Annotated in this window: 19 protein-coding genes; 13 read left to right on the forward strand and 6 right to left on the reverse strand. The window is 54.7% G+C overall.

Going from position 1 to position 19,976, the window contains the following annotated elements; all coding sequences use genetic code 11:
* Nucleotides 1-68 precede the first annotated feature (68 nt).
* Nucleotides 69-545 (reverse strand): Cys-tRNA(Pro) deacylase, encoded by a 477-nt coding sequence (gene ybaK, locus GQY55_RS02885; protein WP_160037925.1) that lies wholly within the window; start codon nt 543-545, stop codon nt 69-71.
* Between the two features lie 323 nt (nt 546-868).
* Between ybaK and GQY55_RS02890 the strand changes: the two genes are divergently transcribed.
* The 3 genes from GQY55_RS02890 (at nt 869) to GQY55_RS02900 (ending at nt 3,483) form a co-directional block, all read left to right on the forward strand.
* The gene (locus GQY55_RS02890; protein ID WP_160037927.1) at nt 869-1,753 is read left to right on the forward strand and encodes a helix-turn-helix domain-containing protein; all 885 of its coding nucleotides are present in this window, start codon (nt 869-871) and stop codon (nt 1,751-1,753) included.
* Nucleotides 1,754-1,897: 144 nt separating this feature from the next.
* The gene (locus GQY55_RS02895; protein ID WP_160037929.1) at nt 1,898-3,178 is read left to right on the forward strand and encodes a glycoside hydrolase family 27 protein; all 1,281 of its coding nucleotides are present in this window, start codon (nt 1,898-1,900) and stop codon (nt 3,176-3,178) included.
* 167 nt (nt 3,179-3,345) lie between these two features.
* Nucleotides 3,346-3,483 (forward strand): sporulation protein YjcZ, encoded by a 138-nt coding sequence (locus GQY55_RS02900; RefSeq protein ID WP_160037931.1) that lies wholly within the window; start codon nt 3,346-3,348, stop codon nt 3,481-3,483.
* A 46-nt stretch (nt 3,484-3,529) separates the two neighbouring features.
* Here GQY55_RS02900 and GQY55_RS02905 read toward each other — a convergent pair whose 3' ends face one another.
* A complete protein-coding gene (locus GQY55_RS02905) occupies nt 3,530-3,907 on the reverse strand; it encodes a beta/gamma crystallin family protein (protein ID WP_236575370.1) in 378 nt (125 codons plus the stop codon).
* Nucleotides 3,908-4,107: 200 nt separating this feature from the next.
* Between GQY55_RS02905 and GQY55_RS02910 the strand changes: the two genes are divergently transcribed.
* From GQY55_RS02910 to GQY55_RS02920, 3 genes are all read left to right on the forward strand, one after another.
* Nucleotides 4,108-4,551, forward strand: a complete 444-nt coding sequence (locus GQY55_RS02910; protein WP_160037935.1) for an OsmC family protein — start codon at nt 4,108-4,110, stop codon at nt 4,549-4,551.
* Between the two features lie 298 nt (nt 4,552-4,849).
* Nucleotides 4,850-6,304: an aminotransferase-like domain-containing protein gene (locus GQY55_RS02915; protein WP_160037937.1), complete on the forward strand. Its 1,455-nt coding sequence runs from the start codon at nt 4,850-4,852 to the stop codon at nt 6,302-6,304.
* Nucleotides 6,301-7,251 (forward strand): D-alanine--D-alanine ligase, encoded by a 951-nt coding sequence (locus GQY55_RS02920; RefSeq protein WP_160037939.1) that lies wholly within the window; start codon nt 6,301-6,303, stop codon nt 7,249-7,251. The genes GQY55_RS02915 and GQY55_RS02920 overlap by 4 nt, the downstream gene beginning before the upstream one ends.
* A gap of 115 nt (nt 7,252-7,366) precedes the next feature.
* Here the strand turns inward: GQY55_RS02920 and GQY55_RS02925 are convergent, their stop codons facing one another.
* Complete coding sequence (locus GQY55_RS02925) at nt 7,367-9,487, reverse strand: acyltransferase family protein (protein ID WP_160037941.1); 2,121 nt, start codon at nt 9,485-9,487, stop codon at nt 7,367-7,369.
* 441 nt (nt 9,488-9,928) lie between these two features.
* Between GQY55_RS02925 and GQY55_RS02930 the strand changes: the two genes are divergently transcribed.
* The 3 genes from GQY55_RS02930 to GQY55_RS02940 all read left to right on the forward strand — a co-directional run bounded on the left by GQY55_RS02930 (nt 9,929) and on the right by GQY55_RS02940 (nt 13,051).
* Nucleotides 9,929-10,816, forward strand: coding sequence for a GNAT family N-acetyltransferase (locus tag GQY55_RS02930; RefSeq protein WP_160037943.1), 888 nt, complete (start codon nt 9,929-9,931; stop codon nt 10,814-10,816).
* A 188-nt stretch (nt 10,817-11,004) separates the two neighbouring features.
* Complete coding sequence (locus GQY55_RS02935; RefSeq protein WP_160037945.1) at nt 11,005-11,508, forward strand: hypothetical protein; 504 nt, start codon at nt 11,005-11,007, stop codon at nt 11,506-11,508.
* Nucleotides 11,509-11,647: 139 nt separating this feature from the next.
* On the forward strand, nt 11,648-13,051 hold the full coding sequence (locus GQY55_RS02940; protein WP_160037947.1) for an NAD-dependent malic enzyme: 1,404 nt from the start codon (nt 11,648-11,650) through the stop codon (nt 13,049-13,051).
* 86 nt (nt 13,052-13,137) lie between these two features.
* Here GQY55_RS02940 and GQY55_RS02945 read toward each other — a convergent pair whose 3' ends face one another.
* Together GQY55_RS02945 and GQY55_RS02950 are read right to left on the reverse strand one after the other, a co-directional pair.
* A complete protein-coding gene (locus GQY55_RS02945; protein ID WP_160037949.1) occupies nt 13,138-13,989 on the reverse strand; it encodes a 1,4-dihydroxy-6-naphthoate synthase in 852 nt (283 codons plus the stop codon).
* Nucleotides 13,986-14,672, reverse strand: coding sequence for a futalosine hydrolase (locus tag GQY55_RS02950; protein WP_160038515.1), 687 nt, complete (start codon nt 14,670-14,672; stop codon nt 13,986-13,988). The genes GQY55_RS02945 and GQY55_RS02950 overlap by 4 nt, the downstream gene beginning before the upstream one ends.
* A 320-nt stretch (nt 14,673-14,992) precedes the next feature.
* Here GQY55_RS02950 and GQY55_RS02955 point away from each other — a divergent pair, with 320 nt between their 5' ends.
* The 3 genes from GQY55_RS02955 to GQY55_RS02965 all read left to right on the forward strand — a co-directional run bounded on the left by GQY55_RS02955 (nt 14,993) and on the right by GQY55_RS02965 (nt 17,694).
* Nucleotides 14,993-15,370, forward strand: coding sequence for a nuclear transport factor 2 family protein (locus GQY55_RS02955; RefSeq protein WP_160037951.1), 378 nt, complete (start codon nt 14,993-14,995; stop codon nt 15,368-15,370).
* Between the two features lie 553 nt (nt 15,371-15,923).
* Nucleotides 15,924-16,928, forward strand: a complete 1,005-nt coding sequence (locus GQY55_RS02960) for a UDP-N-acetylmuramate dehydrogenase (RefSeq protein WP_236575371.1) — start codon at nt 15,924-15,926, stop codon at nt 16,926-16,928.
* Nucleotides 16,929-17,094: 166 nt separating this feature from the next.
* Nucleotides 17,095-17,694, forward strand: a complete 600-nt coding sequence (locus GQY55_RS02965; protein ID WP_160037955.1) for a nitroreductase family protein — start codon at nt 17,095-17,097, stop codon at nt 17,692-17,694.
* A gap of 103 nt (nt 17,695-17,797) precedes the next feature.
* Here GQY55_RS02965 and GQY55_RS02970 read toward each other — a convergent pair whose 3' ends face one another.
* Entirely contained in the window at nt 17,798-18,232 is a 435-nt protein-coding gene (locus tag GQY55_RS02970; RefSeq protein ID WP_201452091.1) for a MarR family transcriptional regulator, read from the reverse strand.
* Nucleotides 18,233-18,406: 174 nt separating this feature from the next.
* On the opposite strand from GQY55_RS02970, the gene GQY55_RS02975 reads away from it, so the two are divergent.
* Complete coding sequence (locus GQY55_RS02975) at nt 18,407-19,948, forward strand: MDR family MFS transporter (RefSeq protein ID WP_160037959.1); 1,542 nt, start codon at nt 18,407-18,409, stop codon at nt 19,946-19,948.
* Nucleotides 19,949-19,976: the final 28 nt, after the last annotated feature.

Genomic DNA, 19,976 nt, shown 5'->3' on the forward strand with positions numbered 1-19,976 from the left:
ACACCCGTTCTCCGGCGCTCCTTTGGCGCAGGACCAACGGGTGTTCTTTTTTTGCCTTCATCCGCAGCCTAATGGATGACCTCTTCAAAGCGGGCTCCCGTTATCTCTTTTAACGCCTCTACGCCCAGCTCGATTTGCATGCCTATTTTCCCTCCGCTGACAACCAATCGTTCAAGCTCGGACGCGCTGCGGTCGATCAACGTCGGATACCTTTTTTTCATGCCCACCGGCGAGCATCCGCCGCGAATGTAACCCGTCCATTTTTGAATGTCGCCGACGGGCAGCAGCTCGACCTTTTTCTCTCCGGCCGCTTTGGCTGCTTTTTTCAAATCCAGCTCGGCTTCGACAGGAATGACAAAGACATAGATTCGATCTTTCTCCCCATGCAGGACCAACGTTTTATACACCATTTTCGGGTCCCTGCCGATCTTCCCGGCGACGGAAACCCCGTCGATTTTGTTGTCTTGGGTCTCATATACGATGACTTCATACGGAATCTTATGTTGGTCCAGAATCCTCATCGCATTCGTTTTTGCTTTGGACATTTCTTTTGCTCCCTTCCTAAACCGTAAAGCAGCTTGTCTTATTAGACTAAGGAAAGAAGAGCGGAAGGTCAATCGGTTTAACGGCGGTTTTCGGCAGACGCCCGCGGTTTGGTGCGTTTATGCGGAAGTCGTCTGCTCGAAAAACGGGACACAGCCGCTGCCTCGCCAGGTTGACGCATAACGCGGTTCATCGTAACCTGATGTAGAGATTTCCAACGGTTCGGAAGCCGTTACGTTAGCGGCAGGGTTTGTTTTTCGCAATTGCATGGAATGAACCCGGGACGGCGTTTTTTCATAAAAAAGAACCTGAAAGGAGGGCACGCATGGCATCCGGCATCGATACAGGGACCTTCGGCTTTCGTTTTGCGCCCCCTGAACGCTTGGCCATGTGCAACCTGTTTGCGGTCGGGCGGGACGTGGTCCTGAGCCCGGCATACCGGTGGGACGGGCACGCGCGGAAGGACGGTCCGCTGCTGTTGTTTCAATATACCATCGAAGGCGAAGGGATGTTCGAATCGGGCGCGGAAACCTACCGGATGGAATCGGGACGGGCGTTTATGGCCGACATTCCGGGGGATCATCGGTATTATTTCCCGGAGGACGGATCCCGTTGGTCGTTTATGTTCATCCTGATGCGGCCAACGCTCATTTTGCCGAATTGGGAGGAAGCGAAATCGCGTCTGGGAGAGGCGCCTTATTTGCCGCCCGGAAGCCGGCCCGTCCGCCTCTTGCGTGAAATTTGGGATCAGGCAAACGACGGAAAGATCACGGATCCGTATACCGCCTCTTCCTGGGTATACCAATTCGTGTCGGAGCTGTGCCGGTTTTCGGCGGCGCCGCAGGGCGATCGCCAACGTTGGCCCGAAAAGGTGCGGCGGGCGGCCGAATTCATGGACGCCAACTACAGCCGCATGATCAGCCTGGACCAGCTGTCCGAGCGGCTCGGTTTATCCAAATACCATCTGCTGCGGGCATTCGCCGCGGCGGTCGGCGAAACGCCGAGCAAATATTTGAACCGCGTCCGCATCGATCAGGCGATGCGGCTTCTCCGCCAGACCGACCTGAGCGTCGAACGGATTGCCGAACAGGTCGGTTTTTCCGGCGGCAGCTACTTCATCAAAGTGTTCCGCAACATGACCGGCCGAACGCCCGGAAGCTTCCGGTCCGAAGAGGGGCAGCTGACGTTCAGCCGGATGTTTTTCGATTAGACCGCCAGACCGCAATATTTTGCTATTGTCTTTGAAAGATTACTATAGAAACGCCATTCCTCCAACCCGTAATATAGGGGCGTAGAACGATAAGCGGCATCCGTTGAAGGATGCGCAATCCATGTATGAATCAGGAGGAACGACATGCAGCATCATGCCTTTGCACCAACACCCCCGATGGGATGGAACAGCTGGGATTGTTACGGCGCCGCCGTAACGGAGGAAGAGGTTCGCGGCAACGCCGAATACATGGCGCAGCATTTGAAGGATTATGGATGGGAGTACGTCGTCGTCGACATTCAATGGTATGAACCGGAGGCCGACTCGGACATATACAGGCCGTTCGTCCGGCTTGAAACCGACGGTTATTCGCGGCTTATGCCCGCGGTCAACCGTTTTCCGTCCGCGGCAGGCGGCCGGGGGTTCAAACCGCTGGCGGAGTATGTGCACGGCCTTGGTTTGAAGTTCGGGATCCATATCATGCGCGGCATTCCGCGGCAGGCGGTACATGACGATACACCGATCAAGGGAACGGATGCGACCGCCCGGGACATCGCCCATACCTGCTCTTTTTGCGGATGGAACACCGACATGTACGGCGTCGATGCTTCCAAGGAAGGCGCACAGGAATACTACAATTCGCTGTTCGAATTGTACGCCGGCTGGGGCGTCGATTACATCAAGGTCGACGACATTGCCGCTTCATGGCTGCACGGCGGGCCGCATCTTGCGGAAATCGAGCTGATCCGCAAGGCGATCGACCATGCCGGCCGTCCGATGGTGCTGAGCCTGTCGCCGGGACCGGCACCCGTGGAGCATGCCGACTTTTTTGAAGCGAATGCGAATATGTGGCGGATGACCGATGACTTCTGGGATCGTTGGCCGCTTCTTTTGGACATGTTCGACCGCTGCGAAACGTGGCAAGGCCGGCCAAAACCCGGCTGTTGGCCGGATTGCGACATGCTGCCGCTCGGGCGGATCGGCGTTCGGGCAAGCCATCCCGACCGGATGACGAACTTTACGCGGAACGAGCAGCTCACGATGATGACGTTGTGGACGATCTTTCGCTCACCGCTCATGTTCGGGGGAGAGATGCGCGACAACGATGAATGGACGTTGTCGCTGCTGACGAACCGGGACGTGCTGCATATGCACCAACACGGCTTCGGCGCCCGGCAAGTCAGCCGCGCAGGCGGCGGCATCGTCTGGGCGGCCGAAGGACCTGACGGAGAGCGTTACGCGGCATTGTTCAATACCGGCGAGACGGCTGCGGAAGTCTCTGTATCGCTTTCCGAGTTAGGGATCGCCAGGGAGGCATCCGCGAAAAACCTGTGGACCGGAGAGGAACATGGACCGCGGAGAGGAACGTTGGCATCGACGATTGCTCCGCATGGAGCGGCCCTGTATAAATTAACACCGCAATAAAGCTTTGCGAAACTTTTGGGATGCCGGGGATGGCTTTTTAATCCATAAAGCTCGCTTTCGAGAAAGATGAACAGGATAAGCGATGTTGATTTTTTTCCTATTCGCCCTTACCAAAGCCTTCTTGACCCATAAAATACAATGTACTCAAAAATCAAGGAGGTAATACGATGAGTGAAGTAGTAGGCGGTGTTGGCGCAGGTTACGGTTACGGCTACGGCTACGGCGGACTGTGGGGCGGAGGCATCGGAGCAATACTCGTATTGTTCATCCTTCTGGTCATCATCTCCAGAGCCTTCATTTGGTAACAAAGCTGCATGTTCAAGACCTTGCCGGCATGATGCTGGCAGGGTCTTATTTATTGCCTGATCCGGAAAACGTTTCTGACAGCGTTATCAAACGGTAATGGGAAGGAAGTTGTCCCGTTTTGCGGAACTGCCGTATTTTCCGGCGGGAAAGCCGTTTGCCGCTCGAGATTAACGAACCGACGTCGCAGCCGAAAAACAGGTTCTGCAGATCGGAAAAATTCATGTTGCCGCGGTAAATGTGGAACCTGCCTTTAAATCCGGGTCTGCTGAACAAGACGAGGGTGGGGCTCCAACAGGCTGAACGGAATCGAAGGCTTTGGGCTCCGCCAAAGACCGAATCCATATTCTCTATGCCCAAATTTCCCGCGATGACCCTGCTGCGGCCCCGAAAATCCTTTTCCTCAAAAATAGTAAGTCTCGGCATTTCTTCGTCCTCCTTTCCTGCTGATAGCATATGAACGAATCTATGAATGGTTTGTATTTTTACACGGCTTTCGTATTTTTGGCCCGCCGTTTTGCGCATTTTGCCGTCGAATATGGTACGATTACATGATGAAATATAAGGTGAAAGCGCGACGGGATTCAAAATGGCCTATCGCACATTCGGGCAGGAGGTAGAACATCATGAATCATTCGTTTATTTTGAAGGCGGAGTGGGACGGCGGCCGCAACAGCCAAGGAACGATCGAAGCGGGGCAGCTGAAAACGGCGATTTCGATTCCGAAGGAAATGGGCGGCCCGGGAATCGGCACCAATCCGGACGAAATGCTTCTAGGCGCTGCGGCGACCTGCTACTTGATTACGCTGGCCGCGATGATGGAGAGAGGCGGTTTGCCCGTTGAGCGGCTGTCGCTGGAATCGGAAGGCATCGTGGACGTCACGAACAACGTGTTTACGTATGTCAGCATTACGCATAAACCATATATCGTGCTAAAGGCCGAAGCCGGAGAAAAAGATGTGGAGCATGCCCTCAGACTGGCCGAAAAAGCGGAAAGCTCCTGCATGATCTCCCGCGCCGTGGCCGGAAACGTGGCGCTGTCCACCGTTCCGCGCGTCGAAAAAGCTTAAAGCAAAGGGCATCCGGCCGGTAGAATATCATGGCTGCTGAACGGGCATCCAACCGGAAGATGGAAGGCACGAGGGTTACCCGTGAAGTTTTTGGCCGGGTCGCAATCGGATAGCAGTCGTTTCGTTTTGCGGTAACATGCATGAAAAAAAGGGCGTTCAGGCGGTCCGAAACTTCGGATCCGGCCGGCGCCCTTTTGCCGTATTCCATGCCGTACCACGACCGGCGGCAAAACGCGCCCCGGTGGCCCTTTCTTCCGACCTTGCTTTATGCCAAGATAGTACCTGGAGGGATTGCCATATGTTCACCGATTTTAAAATTGTTGAAGGCCGGCCGTTAACGGTGCAGGTTAAAGAATATTTGAAGCAGTGGATTACGAAGGGGAAAGGGAGAGTGGACCAGAAGCTGCCGTCGACCCGGGAGCTCAGCACGATGCTGGGCATCAGCCGCAATACGCTGGTAACCGTCTATTCGGAGCTGGAGGAGGAAGGGTTCATTTATACGGTCCATTCCAAAGGGAGCTTCGTTTCCCGCGTCGGCATCGCCTCGGTTCCGTCCTGGTCGCTGGATTGGCAGCAGCGGCTGAACGATACGGCCCAAAAGGCGATCGACTACGATCTGATGAAGCGGGATTTGCGCGGCGAAAAAGGCATGATCAACTTCGCCAGCATCGCGCCGGACGAAAAGCTGTTCGATCTGGCAAACGTCAAGCGCGCTTTTCTCGACCGGATGGCGTTGGAAGGGGAAATTTTGCTCAATTACGGGTATGCCAAAGGTTATAAGCCGCTGATTCAATACTTGACGGGGTATATGGAGACGAAAGGCGTCGACATGGAAGGGAAGGACATTTTGATCACAAACGGGTTTACCGAAGCGTACGATATCATTTTGTCTTCGCTGCAGGTGCCGTGCAAACACATCCTTACCGAAAACCCCACGCATCATACCGCGATCAAAATATCCCGCCTGCACGGCTACGACTTGACCGGGATCCCGATGGAACAGGACGGCGTAAGGCTGGATTTGCTCGAACGGGCGCTGAACGAGCGGGAGTTCGGGCTTGCGTACTTGACGCCTTCGTATCATAATCCTACCGGCATCGTCATGTCGGCCGAAAAAAGGGTCGAAGTGCTGCGCCTGCTCGCGGAACGCCGGATTCCGCTGATCGAGGACGGCTTCAACGAGGAACTGCGTTATTCGGGCTCCCACATGGCGCCGCTTGCGGCGTTCGGCGGGGAGGGCAACGGCATCATCTACCTCGGCAGCTTTTCGAAAATATTGTTTCCCGGAATTCGGATCGGCTGGATCGCGGCAGACCGGGAGCTGATCGATGCGCTTGTCAGCGTGAAACGTTCGCGGAACATCCATACGTCGACGCTGGACCAGGCGGTGTTGTTCCAATATTTCCACAACGGCAACTTCGAGAAATATTTGAAAAGGGCAAAATCGGAATATAAACGCAAACATGAGCTTGCCGTCCGGTACTGCACCGAATTCATCCCTTGTAAACGCGTCACCGGCTCGGGCGGACTCCACCTGTTCATCGAATTGCCCGAGGCGTTAAACGCCCGGGAAATTCTCGCCGATTGCTACAAGCAGGGCGTGGTTTATACCGCGGGGGATTTGTTTTATACCGACGGGGGCGGCGCCAATACGCTGCGGCTCGGCTTTTCGCGGGTCAGCGACGACGAGCTGCGCCGGGGAACGGAGATCATCGGCAGGGAAGTAACCAAAAGAATGGAGGCATTGCGATGAAAGTCGGCGTAATTATGGGGGGCGTTTCTTCCGAACGGGAAGTGTCGCTGGCGACGGGCAAGGAAATGATGACGCACCTGGACCGGAACAAATACGAAATCATCCCGATCGATATTAAAAAGAAGGAGGACCTGCTGATCCGGGCGGCCGGGATCGACGTGGCGCTTCTCGCCCTTCACGGCAGCTTCGGCGAAGACGGCACGGTTCAAGGCACCCTTGAAACGATGGGAATTCCCTATACGGGATGCTCGCTTCTCTCGAGCGCGTTGTGCATGGATAAGGATTTGAGCAAAAAAATTCTTCGTTATGAGGGTCTGCATACGCCGGATTGGGTGCTGCTGCGCGAAGTGGACGAAATTCACGGCGCGAGGGTGGCTGCGCTCGGATATCCGCTTGTGGTCAAACCGAATGCGGGGGGCTCCAGCATCGGCGTTACGCTCGTCCGGGACGAAAACAGCCTGCGGCAAGCGGTCCAAACCGCCCTTTCCTTCGGCGATGAAGTGCTTGTCGAGGCCTATATTGACGGCGAGGAGATCACCTGCGGGATGCTGAACGGGAAACATCTGCCGATATTGACGATCAAACCAAACGGCGAATTTTTCGACTATACGTCCAAATATGAACCGGGGCAAAGCGACGAGCGGATTGCGGCGTTTGCACCGGAGCTCGCGGAACGCATCCGCGAAGCGGCCGAAAAAAGCTGGCGCGCCATGAAGTGCACGGTATATGCAAGGGTTGACATGATGCTGAAGGACGGCATTCCGTATATTCTTGAAGTCAACACGCTGCCGGGCATGACCCGAACCAGCCTGCTGCCGCAAAGCGCCCTTGCCGCCGGCATTTCCTTCCCGGAACTTTTGGACGCGATCATCGAAGGCTCGCTGTCGGCACGGCCGGACATGAATCCCGGCGGTGCAAGCTCTCGGCATCGGCAGCAGGCCGGATGACCCCCATAAGGTTAAATGAAAAGGACCTCTTCAATTGAAGAAGTCCTTTTTTGAGCGCTTCGCATGTTGAATACGGCCGATGCCATTGCGAGATCAAGGATAAGTGCAGAAGCGATTACGATTTGCCGAATCCGACGGATTGCGCGATCAGCTCAGCCAGCGTTTTTCCGCCTTGCGGCTTCAAATGGACGCCGTCGGGTTCGAAATACGATTGGCCTTTGCTGGCCGCGTGCCAATCGAGCACCGTCGCGTTCGGATAAGCGGCGGCCGCTTTTTTGATCGAAGCGTTAACGACGCTTTCCCAGCTGCGCGGCACTCTGGCGTTCACCAGCACCACCTTGCGGACGTCCTTCAGCGAATCGAGCAGCGACATCAGCTGCTTGGTGCTGAACGGGCCGTTCGTGCCAAGCTCGATCACGACTTGATCGCCGAGCTTGCCATCGGCCCGCAGACGGCTGACAAGCTCCGGCGCTTCGGCCATTTGCCGTCCGATTTTGCCGTCGATCACCGCGCCGGGAATCAATTGCTGCAAATAAGGCTCCGCGTCCAGCATGACGGAGTCGCCGATCGCCGTTACCGGGACGGCGCCTTTGGTGTTTTTCGTGTCGCGCGGATCTCCCGTTTTGCCGCCGGTCGAATCCCGGCCGGGTTTCGGTTTTTTCGTTTGGGATCCGGAGTCCGCCCGGTCGGACGGCTTTACGGATCCGGATTTGCCCGTCTGCCGCTGCGTTTGGCCCGAATGCTGCGGCTTCCCGTCCTGCGGATTGGCGTCAACGTCAACGGGCGGCGCGATCTGATCCGGTGCCGGTTCCGAGCCTTCTGCCGGATCGGAGTCATCCGGTTGAGCATCCGGCAGGGTCCCGTTCCCGGGCTCTACCGCCGCGGTTCCCGGGAGTTCCTGGCTTGCAGTCGGTTTTTCGCCGGCCGCCGCCTGCGAACCGGATCCCGGATCTGCCGGAGCGCCGTCTTCTTCGGAGGGGCTCCATACTTCCGCCGCCGTTTCTTGATGAAGCGTCGATGCGCTTACCGGCGTACGGATGGCGAATCCCGCACATGACACGACGACAAGCAGCAGCACGGAAGTTAAAGTCGCCCAGCCTTTAAACGGTACGAGGGAGAGGTTGACGCTGCCTTTGCGGAGCTTTTTCCACGTACGGCCGATGAGTCCGCCCCGGATCGGCTCTTCAATCAATTTGTAGGAAAGGCAGGCCAACGCCACGCTTAACGACGATTGCAGCAGGGCCCGCCACACGCTCGTTTCGCCGCTTGGGTCCGCCGACAGCATGATGACGGGATAATGCCATAAATAAATGCTGTAGGTCCGCACCCCGAGCCACCGCAACGGTTTCATGCCGAGCACTTTGCCGACGAAGCTGGCCGGATGCGCGGCGGATGCGATGATCATGGCGGTAAGCAGCGATAGAAGCAGGAAGCCGAACGGATACAAAAACGGATCGTATTCGTTGGTTTTCCATACCATGGCAAAGACCGAAACGAGACCGGCGATGCCGATCAGATTCAGCGCAAGCCTGGTTTTGATGCCGGCCTTTGCGGACATTTTCCGGCTCGGCCAGACGATGCTGAGGGCAGCCCCGATGAGCAGGGAGAAGGCGCGCGTGTCGGTGCCGTAATAGACGCGGCTCGGGTCCGTGTCCGGGTTATACAAAACGAGCATCGCAAGGGCGGATAAGGCGGTCAATGCCAAAATCAGCAAAAAGACCGGCCCGCGTTTTTTCATCCGTTTCATGCCGATAAGAAGCAGGATGGGCCATATCAGATAAAACTGCTCCTCGACCGCAAGCGACCACATATGTCCGAACGGGGACTGCGGCCCGAATTTTTCGAAATACGAAACCTGATGGAAGATCGAATACCAGTTGTTTATGTAAAAAAGCGATGAAACGACGTCGCCGCGCAAGACGGGCATCAGCGAGCGGTCGAACAGCGTAACCCAGGCGACAACCGCCGCCATCATGACGAACATGGCCGGAAGCAGCCTGCGGCACCGCCTGATCCAGAACGATTTCAGGTCGATCGACCGGCTGCGGCTCCATTCGGCCGTCAACAAGTCCGTGATCAAATAGCCGGATAATACGAAAAAGATGCTTACGCCGAGCAGCCCTCCCGGGGCCCATGCGACGTTCAAATGATATAAAACGACAAAAAACAGCGCCAGCGCCCGTAGACCGTCCAGCCCCGGCATGTAGCGTTTATGTAATGAAAGGTGATCAGACATATAGACAAACCCTGCTTTCCACACAGGATTCATTCGTCCAATGACAGGATAAGGCGGTTATGTATGCGGTCCGTTTCATTTTGCTTACGTTCATGTTCTTGATGCCTCCGTACGGGATGATGAATGTCAATGAAGTAGTTCACAAGTACTTACTTTATCATAAGGGCTTTTGTTTTAAGTTACAAAAAGATTGCTTTCCATTCACATTTTGTTCATTATGCGGTTTCATCCGGGGCATTGAAGCTCCGTTGAACCGTGCATGCGGTTTCCGGTCGGCATGTCGCCGCATTTGCAAGAACATAAGCCATGGATGTATCATGTGTCCATGACCACTGCTTTGAATACGGGGGTCATACTTCGGAAGAAGATGCTGAAATGAAAGCATTTTCTCATATCGAATGTTTTTAATGTCATCTCTTAAGCGGGGGAGAGCGGTGAATCATGGAAATTGTGAAATTCAGCGAATTTACGGCAAGTGAGCTTACAAGGTTATGGAACGAAGGTTTTAAAGGGTATGCATTCGACATGACGTTGGGCGTCGACGCGTTTATCAAGCGGATTCCGGAAAATCAGCTTTCGCTGGATGCTTCGGTCGCCATCTGCGATCAAGGCAAACCCGTCGGCTTCGTGATGAGCGGCTTCCGAACGGTGGATGGACGATTGACGGCCTGGAACGGGGGGACGGGCATCATCCCGGAATACAGGGGCAAAGGGATCGGCAAGCAGCTTATCGCAGGGGCGCTGAACGTATACAGGGAAAAGGGCGCGGAAGCGGCTTTGCTGGAGGCGCTGAGTGAAAATGAGCCTGCCATCAAGCTGTATGCCAAAATGGGGTACCGATGGATCGGCGACTTAAGGTTTTATGAGCAGAAGGAAGGCTTGCAGACGGACGTGTTTGCCGGCGATGCGGCGGAAGCTTATCGGTTCCGTCTCGGGTTGCCGCAAGACATTCAGCGCTTCAAGCTTCCGGTAGGGGACATGCCGTGGCAGACGCATTGGGAAAACATCGTGAACGGCGAATCGGTGATCGCGACAGACGCGAATGGGGGCGTTGCCGGCTACGCGTTGTTCAAACGGGTTATGGGCGCTGACGGCGAACTCCAGTCCATCATCTTGTACCAATGCCGGACGGTAAAGGCTTCGGGGGAAGAGGCAGCCGGGCTGTTGAAAGCGCTGTTGTCGCATGTGTATGCGCCGCTTGATCACAACGTAGTGCGCCGTGCCATCAATCTCCCGTTATCCGAAACGACGCTCGTGCGCATCATGGAGGATGCCGGATTTAAAACCACTGTCAATCAGGTTCATATGAAACTCGAATTGACCCCGTAATGAACTTATAGAAAATATTCTAAAAATAGGTTAAAATTGTATTGTTGCATGCTGTCTTGATCGGATCCTTTAAAAACGAAAAATGCAGCGTTGTACAGAAATATAAGCCATGGATGTATCATTCGGTCCATGGCTTTCTTGCTACGTATCATGGACGAAGAATTCATCTTTCGAAAGAAGGTGCCTTTTTGGAACTCTATTTTAGAGATAACTTCTTCAATGCCGGCCGTACGGAAATCGTAGGCGCCAATCAGGAACCCGCCGGAATGCTGGACCTGAAAAGCGCCTTCGGCTCGTCCCTCGATGTGCTGGACGCCGACGGAAACTTGGCATGCGGCGGGAAATTCCGTTTAATGTCGAACAAATGGGAGGTTACGGGCGCGGACGGCGGCCTGCTGGGCGTACTGAAGCACCGGCTCAGTTTTTTATCGAAGAAGTTCATTTACGAGACGGAAGGGAGAGGAATTTACGAAATTTTTTCGCCTGCGTTTTTCAAGGAATATTCGATCACGGACGAAAGTGGGATCGCCGTGGCCCAATTCGAAAAAGTGAACGGCTGGTTCGAATCCGGCGCCTATTGCCTGCGGAACGAATCGGGACGGTTGGGAAGCTATGAACTGATCGCCGTAGTCATGGGCGTGCACGAAACGAACAAAAGGATGGCGAACGCGCACCACACCAGCATTCCTTAGCGTCCGCGTGCCTTTCGGTTCGAAGGAAAAATTGGACTGGATGAATGACGGAAGGCTTGTATTGTTGCCCGCCGGCTGTTATGATATGTGCGTGCTGAAATCGATTACATGAGAACTATTACATATAGGAGGAAGCATCATGGCTAACACAAGCATCATTCTGCGCGTTGAACTTGATCATGATAAAGTCACCTTTGGGGATGTCGCTGCCGCAATCAGCAAATCAGGCGGGGATATCACGTCCATCGACGTGATCCGGCCGGGGAAAGATTCTTCCGTCAGGGACATTACGGTAGAAGTAGTGGATACCGAAGAAGACAACGTGGTCGAATCGCTTCGAAAACACGACGGAATCAAGCTCATCAACGTTTCGGACCGGACCTTCCTCGTACATTTGGGCGGCAAAATCAAAATTCAGCCGACGCTGCCGATCAAAAACCGGGACGACCTGTCCCGGGTATACACGCCCGGCGTGGCCAAGGTATGCACGGCAATCCATGAAAACCCGGACAAAGCTTATTCGCTCACGATCAAACGCAACACGGTTGCCGTCGTCAGCGACGGAACGGCGGTGCTTGGCCTCGGGGACGTCGGTCCGTATGCGGCGGCTCCCGTCATGGAAGGGAAAGCGATGCTCTTCAAGCAGCTGGCCGGCGTCGATGCGTTTCCGATCTGCCTGGATACCCGCGACACCGAAGAGATCATCCGGACCATCAAGGCGATGAGCCCGATTTTCGGCGGCATCAACCTTGAGGACATCAGTTCCCCGCGGTGTTTCGAGATCGAAAAAAGATTATCGGAGGAACTCGAAATTCCCGTTTTCCACGACGATCAGCATGGCACGGCGGTTGTCGTCATCGCGGGACTGCTGAACGCGTTAAAGGTCGTGAACAAACGGATCGAAAACATCCGGGTCGTCGTCAACGGCATCGGCGCGGCAGGGGTTTCCATCTGCAAAATGCTGCTGAGCGCAGGCGTGACCAGGCTGGTGCCCGTGGACCGGGACGGCGCGATCGTCAGGGGCGGATCTTATTCTCATCCGATGTGGCAATGGCTCGCGGATCAGCCTCAGGTGGAGGCCACGGAAGGTTCGCTGAAGGAAGTCATTAAAGGCGCCGACGTGTTTATCGGCGTTTCCCGCGGGAATTTGCTTAACGGCGAGGATATCCGGGGAATGGGTCCCGATCCGATCGTGTTCGCGATGGCCAACCCGGTTCCGGAAGTTTCGCCCGAGGAAGCGCTTCCCCATGCGCGGGTATACGCGACGGGGCGGAGCGACTATCCGAACCAGATCAACAACGTGCTCGTGTTCCCGGGATTGTTCCGCGGGGCGCTTGACTGCCGAGCGCGCTGCATCAACGAGCCGATGAAGCTGGCGGCCGCGCGCGCCATCGCGTCGGTCGTTTCCGGCGGGGAATTGAACGAGCTGTATATCATTCCGAGCATATTCAACGATCAGGTTGTCGCCGAAGTGCGCAAAGCCGTGGTGCAGGCCGCCATTTTGACCGGCGTGGCCCGCAGAATTCCAAAGGATTTCCGCTAAATTGTTATATATCAAAAACCCGTGTTTCTCTTATCGGAAACACGGGTTTTTTCATTCGTTTCATACGATTGGCGTCCGGATGCGGATCATTCCGGCAGCAGCAGCGCCTTCGGATCGATGTGCGGGACAAGCCCCTCATCGGCGGCCCGGGTAAGGAGCGATGCGATCGCGGCATACCCGTCTTCGCCCAGATTCGCGGTAAAGCCGTTGACGTACAATTCGATATGCGCATCGGCCACTTTCGGATCCATCTCCTGCGCATGGCTGAGGACATATTCCCGGGAAGCCTCGGGATGCGCCCAAGCGTATTCCACCGAAGCGCGCGCCCACTCGGTAATGGCCTTGAGATCCAGGCTCCGTTTGGCAATGATGGCGCCAAGCGGGATCGGAAGTCCGGTATCCTGTTCCCACCAGTTTCCGAGATCCGTCATCAGCGTCAAGCCGTAATCGGGATACGTAAATCTAGCCTCGTGGATGACAAGCCCGGCATCGATTCGGCCGTCGCGCACGGCGGGCATGATCTGGTCGAACGGCATGACGACGATTTCTCCGACGCCGCCCGGAACGTTTTGGGCTGCCCATAAACGGAACAACAAATACGCGGTGGAGCGCTCGCTAGGAACGGCTACGCGCCGGCCGGACAAATCTTCGGGGCTTTTTGGGGCGTCAGGCCCCCCGGCCGCCAGCACAAGCGGCCCGCAGCCTCTGCCAAGCGCGCCGCCGCAAGGCAGCAGCGCATAGCGGTCCAAAACCCAAGGCAATGCGGCGTAGGAAATTTTGAGCACATCGTAGTCGCTGTTTTCCTGCGCGGCCAAATGGTTTGTAATATCGATGTCCGCATAGGTCACTTCCAGCGCGGGTGCGCCAGGAATAAGGCCATGCGCCCAGGCATGGAATACAAAGGTATCGTTTGGACATGGTGAATATGCAATCTTCATTCGGTAAATACCCTCCTTAAGATGTTGCCCGCCGCTTCGAGCGCGGCAAAGGCTTCGCCGAAGCGCCAGGCGGACCGGTCTCTCGGGCCGACGATGTTCGATATCGTGCGGATTTCGAGCACGGGCAAATTCCACAGCTTGGCCGCCGTCGCGACGCCAAAGCCCTCCATCCCTTCGGCCGCGGCATCGCCGTGTCGCGAGAGGAGGGACGCGGTGGTTTCCGCAGTCCCCGTGCCCGTCGTCACCGTCAGGATTGCGCCGCGGACGGCGGGAATTTCGGCGGATATCATGGCATCCGTTACGGTTTGCACAAGCGCCGAATCCGGCATGATGACGGAGCGGCCGAAACCAAGCTCGTCCACGCTGAGAAATCCGTCAGGGGATTCGGCGCCCAAGTCGGCGGCAACGATCCGATCGGCGATGACGGTCGAGCCGATGTCCGCCCGCCCGGCGAATCCGCCGCCAATCCCGGCGCTGATGACCAGGCCGTATCGTCCTTTCGCAAGCTCCGCGGCCGTTCGCGCCGCCGCCGAGGCCGGACCGAATCCCGCCAATTGCACGTTGAACAGCTCCGCCGCGTCGCCTATCCCGCGCAGCACGGCCTGCTGTTCCGCTTCGACGGCCGTCATGATCAGGATCCGTCCGCCTGCATGCGCAGGCAGGGAAGTTTCATCGTCATGCATCACGGTCTCCAAGTCTGACTTCATGCACAATCCTCCAGTACAAAATCAATTTGAGCATCTATTATTGGGTAGCCGAGAAATTAGACCTCAATATATTAACCTTATAACTTGCGTGGCGCCATGTAAAGCGTATGGAACTGATCGGGGGTCTTCATGCGAGGATCCGGTATGTGGCCCGCCTCATGCAAACCGCGGCTTCCGAATGCGCAGCAACGGTTTGGTTTCGGAAGGGGACTCGCCCGCCGTCGTTTTTACAAACGCTTTCCAAACGGTTATAATCAATTTATTAGACATCGTGTCAATAAAAGGAGGAAGCTTAGATGCCTACAGAGCAGCATATCAAAACAGCCATGCAAAGTTATATCGATTGTTTTAATCGGGACGATTTGGAAGGGATTCTTTCGTTGTACGCGGAGGATGCGGTCGTAGAGGATCCCGCAGGCTCGGAGCCGGTGAGAGGCAAGGCGGCCATCGCCGAATTTTACCGCAACGTCGTGAACGGAACCACCCGCATCTGCCGCGAGGAACCGATCCGGGGCTCTCATGCCAATTCGGGCGCCATGGCGGTGCATATCGAAACCAAGGTGGAAGGTGCAACGATCGTCATTCACGTCATAGAAATCATGAGTTTCAACGATGACGGTCGGATCGCAAGCATGACGGCATATTGGGGAAAAGGCGACATGGAGACCAGATAATCCAAAACGGAAAACGGACGAGTGCCTGGTAAAAAGACGGCAGCAGCCGCCTTTTTGCATTTCAGTCAGGTTCGGCGTTTTGTTCCCGGGTCCGCCTGAAAACATAATAACCCCATGGTTGTAATAAACATTAGTGGGACAGCCGATCGATGACGGAATCCGTGAATCCTTCCCGGCCGTTTGCAAATGAAGCGAAAAGATCTTAACATGGTTGATGATGCCGATGGATGATAACCATCTGATCATGCCGCGGGGAGGTTTGGTTTGCGCCGTGTAAAGAACCGTCCCCGGGAAAAATTTACAGCTCATACGTCCAGTTTTGACCCAAAATGATGTCCGAATACTTTGCCCGGCAAGGGTGCCGTTTTCTTTGAAAAGAAATTTGCATCCAATCCCTGGAAAGGGATATGAATTGACACATGGCGTTATGGCGGACGATATATTAGAATAGATAGGTCTACGTTTCCCGTGACATAAAGCACTGATCCAACATGAATTTTGATCTTTAATAATGAAGTTGAAAGCGAGAAGGAACCTAATGCTAAATAACCGGATGACATTTGAAAGCCTTTGTCTGCGGAACGAACCGCTGGCGAACCATTCTTCTTACCAAATCGGCGGCGAGGCGAACTTTTTTGCCATGCCCGAAACCGTGGAAGAGCTTTTAACCCTGCTTCGGGGCTGCAAAACGCATGGCCTGAACTATTTTATTTGCGGGATGGGCTCGAACCTGCTTTTTCCCGACCGTCCGCAAGAGGATACGCTGTACATCTCATTGAAAAAATTCGTCTATTGGGACATTCAGCCTTCCAAATGGTTCATATCCTCCGGGACGCCGATGTCGATGCTGGCGATCAGCGGCAGAATGTTCGGCATTCCGGGCTACGAGTTTACCTATTTGCTGCCCGGGGGACTCGGCGCCGGCATTTACATGAACGCCAAATACAACCAGCATCAGATCAGCGACATCGTGAAAACCGTTTATTACGTCGACTTGTCCGATCCTTCCCTGGCGGTTCAATCCATTGACGTTTCGCAGTGCAGATACGGCTACAAGCAGTCGATCTTCCAGATGAATCCTTGGCTGGTGCTCGGGGCGGATATGCTCGCCGTTCCGGACGAAAAACAGATCGCCGCCGGCAATGAGCTGCTCGCGCGCTGGAAAGGGAAAGAGGGCATGTCCACGCTGGCCTCGTTTTATTCGTATATGTCCGCCGAAGCCGAGGCGCTGAAGAAGCAGGGGCTGCTCATTCCGTCCGAGATGACCGACATTGCCGACTACCGCAACGGAAAACGCCATTTCGAATACCCGTCCTGCGGTTCCGTGTTCAAAAACAACTACGATTTCGGCGTACCCGTCGGGGCGCTGGTCGACCGGCTGAATTTGAAGGGGAAGGAACACGGCGGAGCGATGATCTCCCCTTACCACGGGAACATGATCATCAACCACCGGCATGCGACGGCCGAAGACGTCAAATATTTGATGAATGTCATCATCGAAGGCATCGACAATGCGTTTGGTTTCCAGCCCGAGCCCGAAGTCGTCGTCGTGAAGTGAAAATCAAAAATAAAGTTCATGCCGCGTATAAACCTTTCCGCTTTCGGAAAGGTTTTTTGTTGTTGGGCTCGATCCCCGCTCCATTGAAAACAAAGTATTGCAAGAAACATGATGGGGATATATAATAAAAAAGTAAGTAAATAAGATATTGGAGGTAACTATACTTATGTCGACAGATTTTCTGAACTCGCTCAAAAACAGACGTTCCATTTATGCCATCAGCAAGGATGTAACCGTTTCGGACGAAAAAATTATCGAAATCGTGAATGAAGCCGTTAAATATACGCCTTCTTCTTTTAACTCCCAAAGCGCCCGCGTTGTCGTTTTGCTTGGCGAACAGCATGACAAGCTGTGGAACTTGACGGAAGCAACGCTCAAAGGCGTTGTGCCGGCTGAAAACTTTGCGCCGACGGCGGAGAAAATGGCCGCATTCCGCAACGGATACGGCACGGTGCTTTTCTTCGAAGACAATACCGTCATCGAAGGCCTTCAAGCTCAATTCGAGGCCTACAAAGACAACTTCCCTGTGTGGTCCAACCAATCCTCCGGCATGCTTCAGCTGGTCGTATGGACCGCGCTTGAAGCCGAAGGACTGGGCGCAAGCCTGCAGCACTACAATCCGCTGATCGACCAAAAGGTCGCATACGAATGGAACCTGCCAGCAAGCTGGAAGCTCATCGCTCAAATGCCTTTCGGCAACGTGGTGGCTCCTGCCGGCGAGAAGCAATTCCAGCCGCTTGAAGAACGCGTCAAAGTATTTAAATAAGCGATAAAGCGATGAGGTTGTTCGGGCGTGCGTTCGCCCGCTCATGCAAGAAGGGACGGCACTCCGTTTGAACCGGAAGCCGTCCCTTTCGTTTTTTTTGAAATCAGGACGAGGATTTGCCGCGGGAAGCGCTGAGGTGTTGAATTTGTCCCTCGAGTATTTTGCTGGCTTTGCCGATAAACTGCGTAATGAGCTGCAGCTCTTCGTCGTTATAGGACGAGGCCAGTTCAAGCATCGCCGAGTGAAGCGGGGAGTACGTGTTTTTGATCTCTGCGTTATGCTCGTATTCGGGCACGATGATGACTCTGCGCCGGTCGGTCGGGTCCTGTTCCCTGCGCACGTAGCCGCATTTTTCGAGGCGGTCGATCAGGGCGGTAACCGTTCCGGTCGCGAGTCCCGTAAATTTGGACAGCTCGCCGGCCGTAATCGGACCGGTTTCGCGCAGGATATCAACGGATTTCAGGTCATTATTGTATAAACCGTGGGAGGCGGCGACAAACTGTTGGTACAATACGGTTCGGGTTCCCAAGCCTCGCATCAGCAGCACGAGCTGTTCTTTCGGGTCTGTATTTTTATCCTGCTGTTCGCTTGACAAAAGACTAACCTCCTCTTAATATTTACATATCTCGATAGACGAGATATTCGATAAATGAGATATTATTTGTATTTTATCGAACTTATTCATGCTTTGTAAAGAGGAAGGGGTTTACGGATGGAAGCTAGCAAAAGCAACATAAAGCTGGTTGTGGCAGGCTTATTGCTTGCCATTTTTATGTCGGCTATCGATAATACCATCGTCGCCACGGCCATGGGAACGATCGTTTCCAAGCTCGGCGGGATGGACAAGTTCGTGTGGGTGACGTCCGCATATATGGTCACCACGATGGCGGGCATGCCGATTTTCGGCAAACTGTCGGACATGTACGGCAGAAAAAGATTTTTTATCTTCGGCTTAACGGTATTTCTGATCGGCTCGGCCTTGTGCGGCCTGGCGCAGACGATCGAACAGCTGAGCATTTACCGCGCGATTCAGGGAATCGGCGGGGGCGCGCTGATGCCGATCGCGTTCACGATCATTTTTGACATTTTTCCTCCGGAGAAACGCGGGAAGATGACCGGTCTTCTTGGGGCGGTTTTTGGAGCCGCCAGCGTCGTTGGTCCGCTGCTTGGAGCGTATATTACCGACTTCATGGGATGGGAATGGGTATTTTACATCAACGTCCCGATCGGCATCGTTTCGTTTGCGTTGATCATGAAAAGCTACAACGAGTCTCCGTCCCATCGAAAGCAAAAGATCGACTGGTGGGGGGCGATTACGCTCGTTATTGCCGTCATCAGCCTGATGTTCGCACTGGAGCTCGGCGGCAAGCAGTATGATTGGAATTCGGCACCGATTATTGCGCTGTTCGCCAGCTTTGCGGTCTTTTTCATTGCGTTCTTTTTCGTGGAGCTGCGGGCCGAGGAACCGATTTTGCCGTTTTTCCTGTTTAAGCGCCGGTTGTTTGCATCCTCGCAAATGTTGGCGTTTTTGTACGGCGGCACGTTTATCATTTTGACCGTATACATTCCGATTTTCGTACAGGCCGTCTATGGCGGGTCGGCAACCAACGCGGGGCTCATCCTGACGCCGATGATGCTCGGATCCGTTGCGGGCAGCTCGATCGGCGGCATTTTCTCGACGAAAACAAGCTACCGCAACCTGATGGCCGTTTCGGTCGTTTTCTATCTTGCCGGAATGTATTTGCTCAGCACGCTGGATCCGGCATCGGCGCGTTATTTGCTGACGCTGTTTATGATCGTCGTCGGGTTCGGCATGGGCTTCTCCTTTTCGCTGCTGCCGACGGCTTCCCAGCACAATCTGGAACCGCGCTACCGCGGCACGGCGAACTCGACCAACCAGTTTCTCCGTTCCCTCGGCATGACGATGGGGATTACGATCTTCGGCACGATTCAGAACAATATGTTTACGAACCAGCTGAAGGAGAATTTTAAAGGCATGGGCGGCGGGGCCAATGCGGCCATGTCCAACCTCGGCGATCCGAAGCAGATTTTTTCGCCGAGCGTACGCGTCAAAATTCCGGAGCAAATCCTCTCCAAAATCGTTGACGCCATGTCGAGCTCAATCACCCATATGTTCCTCATAGCCCTCGTTCCGATCGTTATCGCCGTCATTTTTGTTTTTCTGATGGGGAAATCGCGGGTCGAACTGAAGCAGGGACCGCAGCAGCATCCACGCGAAGCTGAAGCGAAATAATAAGAAAAACGTCCGATGCGTCGGGCGT

Origin of the sequence: Paenibacillus sp. USDA918EY (assembly GCF_009870825.1) — a bacterium.
Lineage (GTDB): Bacteria > Bacillota > Bacilli > Paenibacillales > Paenibacillaceae > Paenibacillus_AQ > Paenibacillus_AQ albilobatus.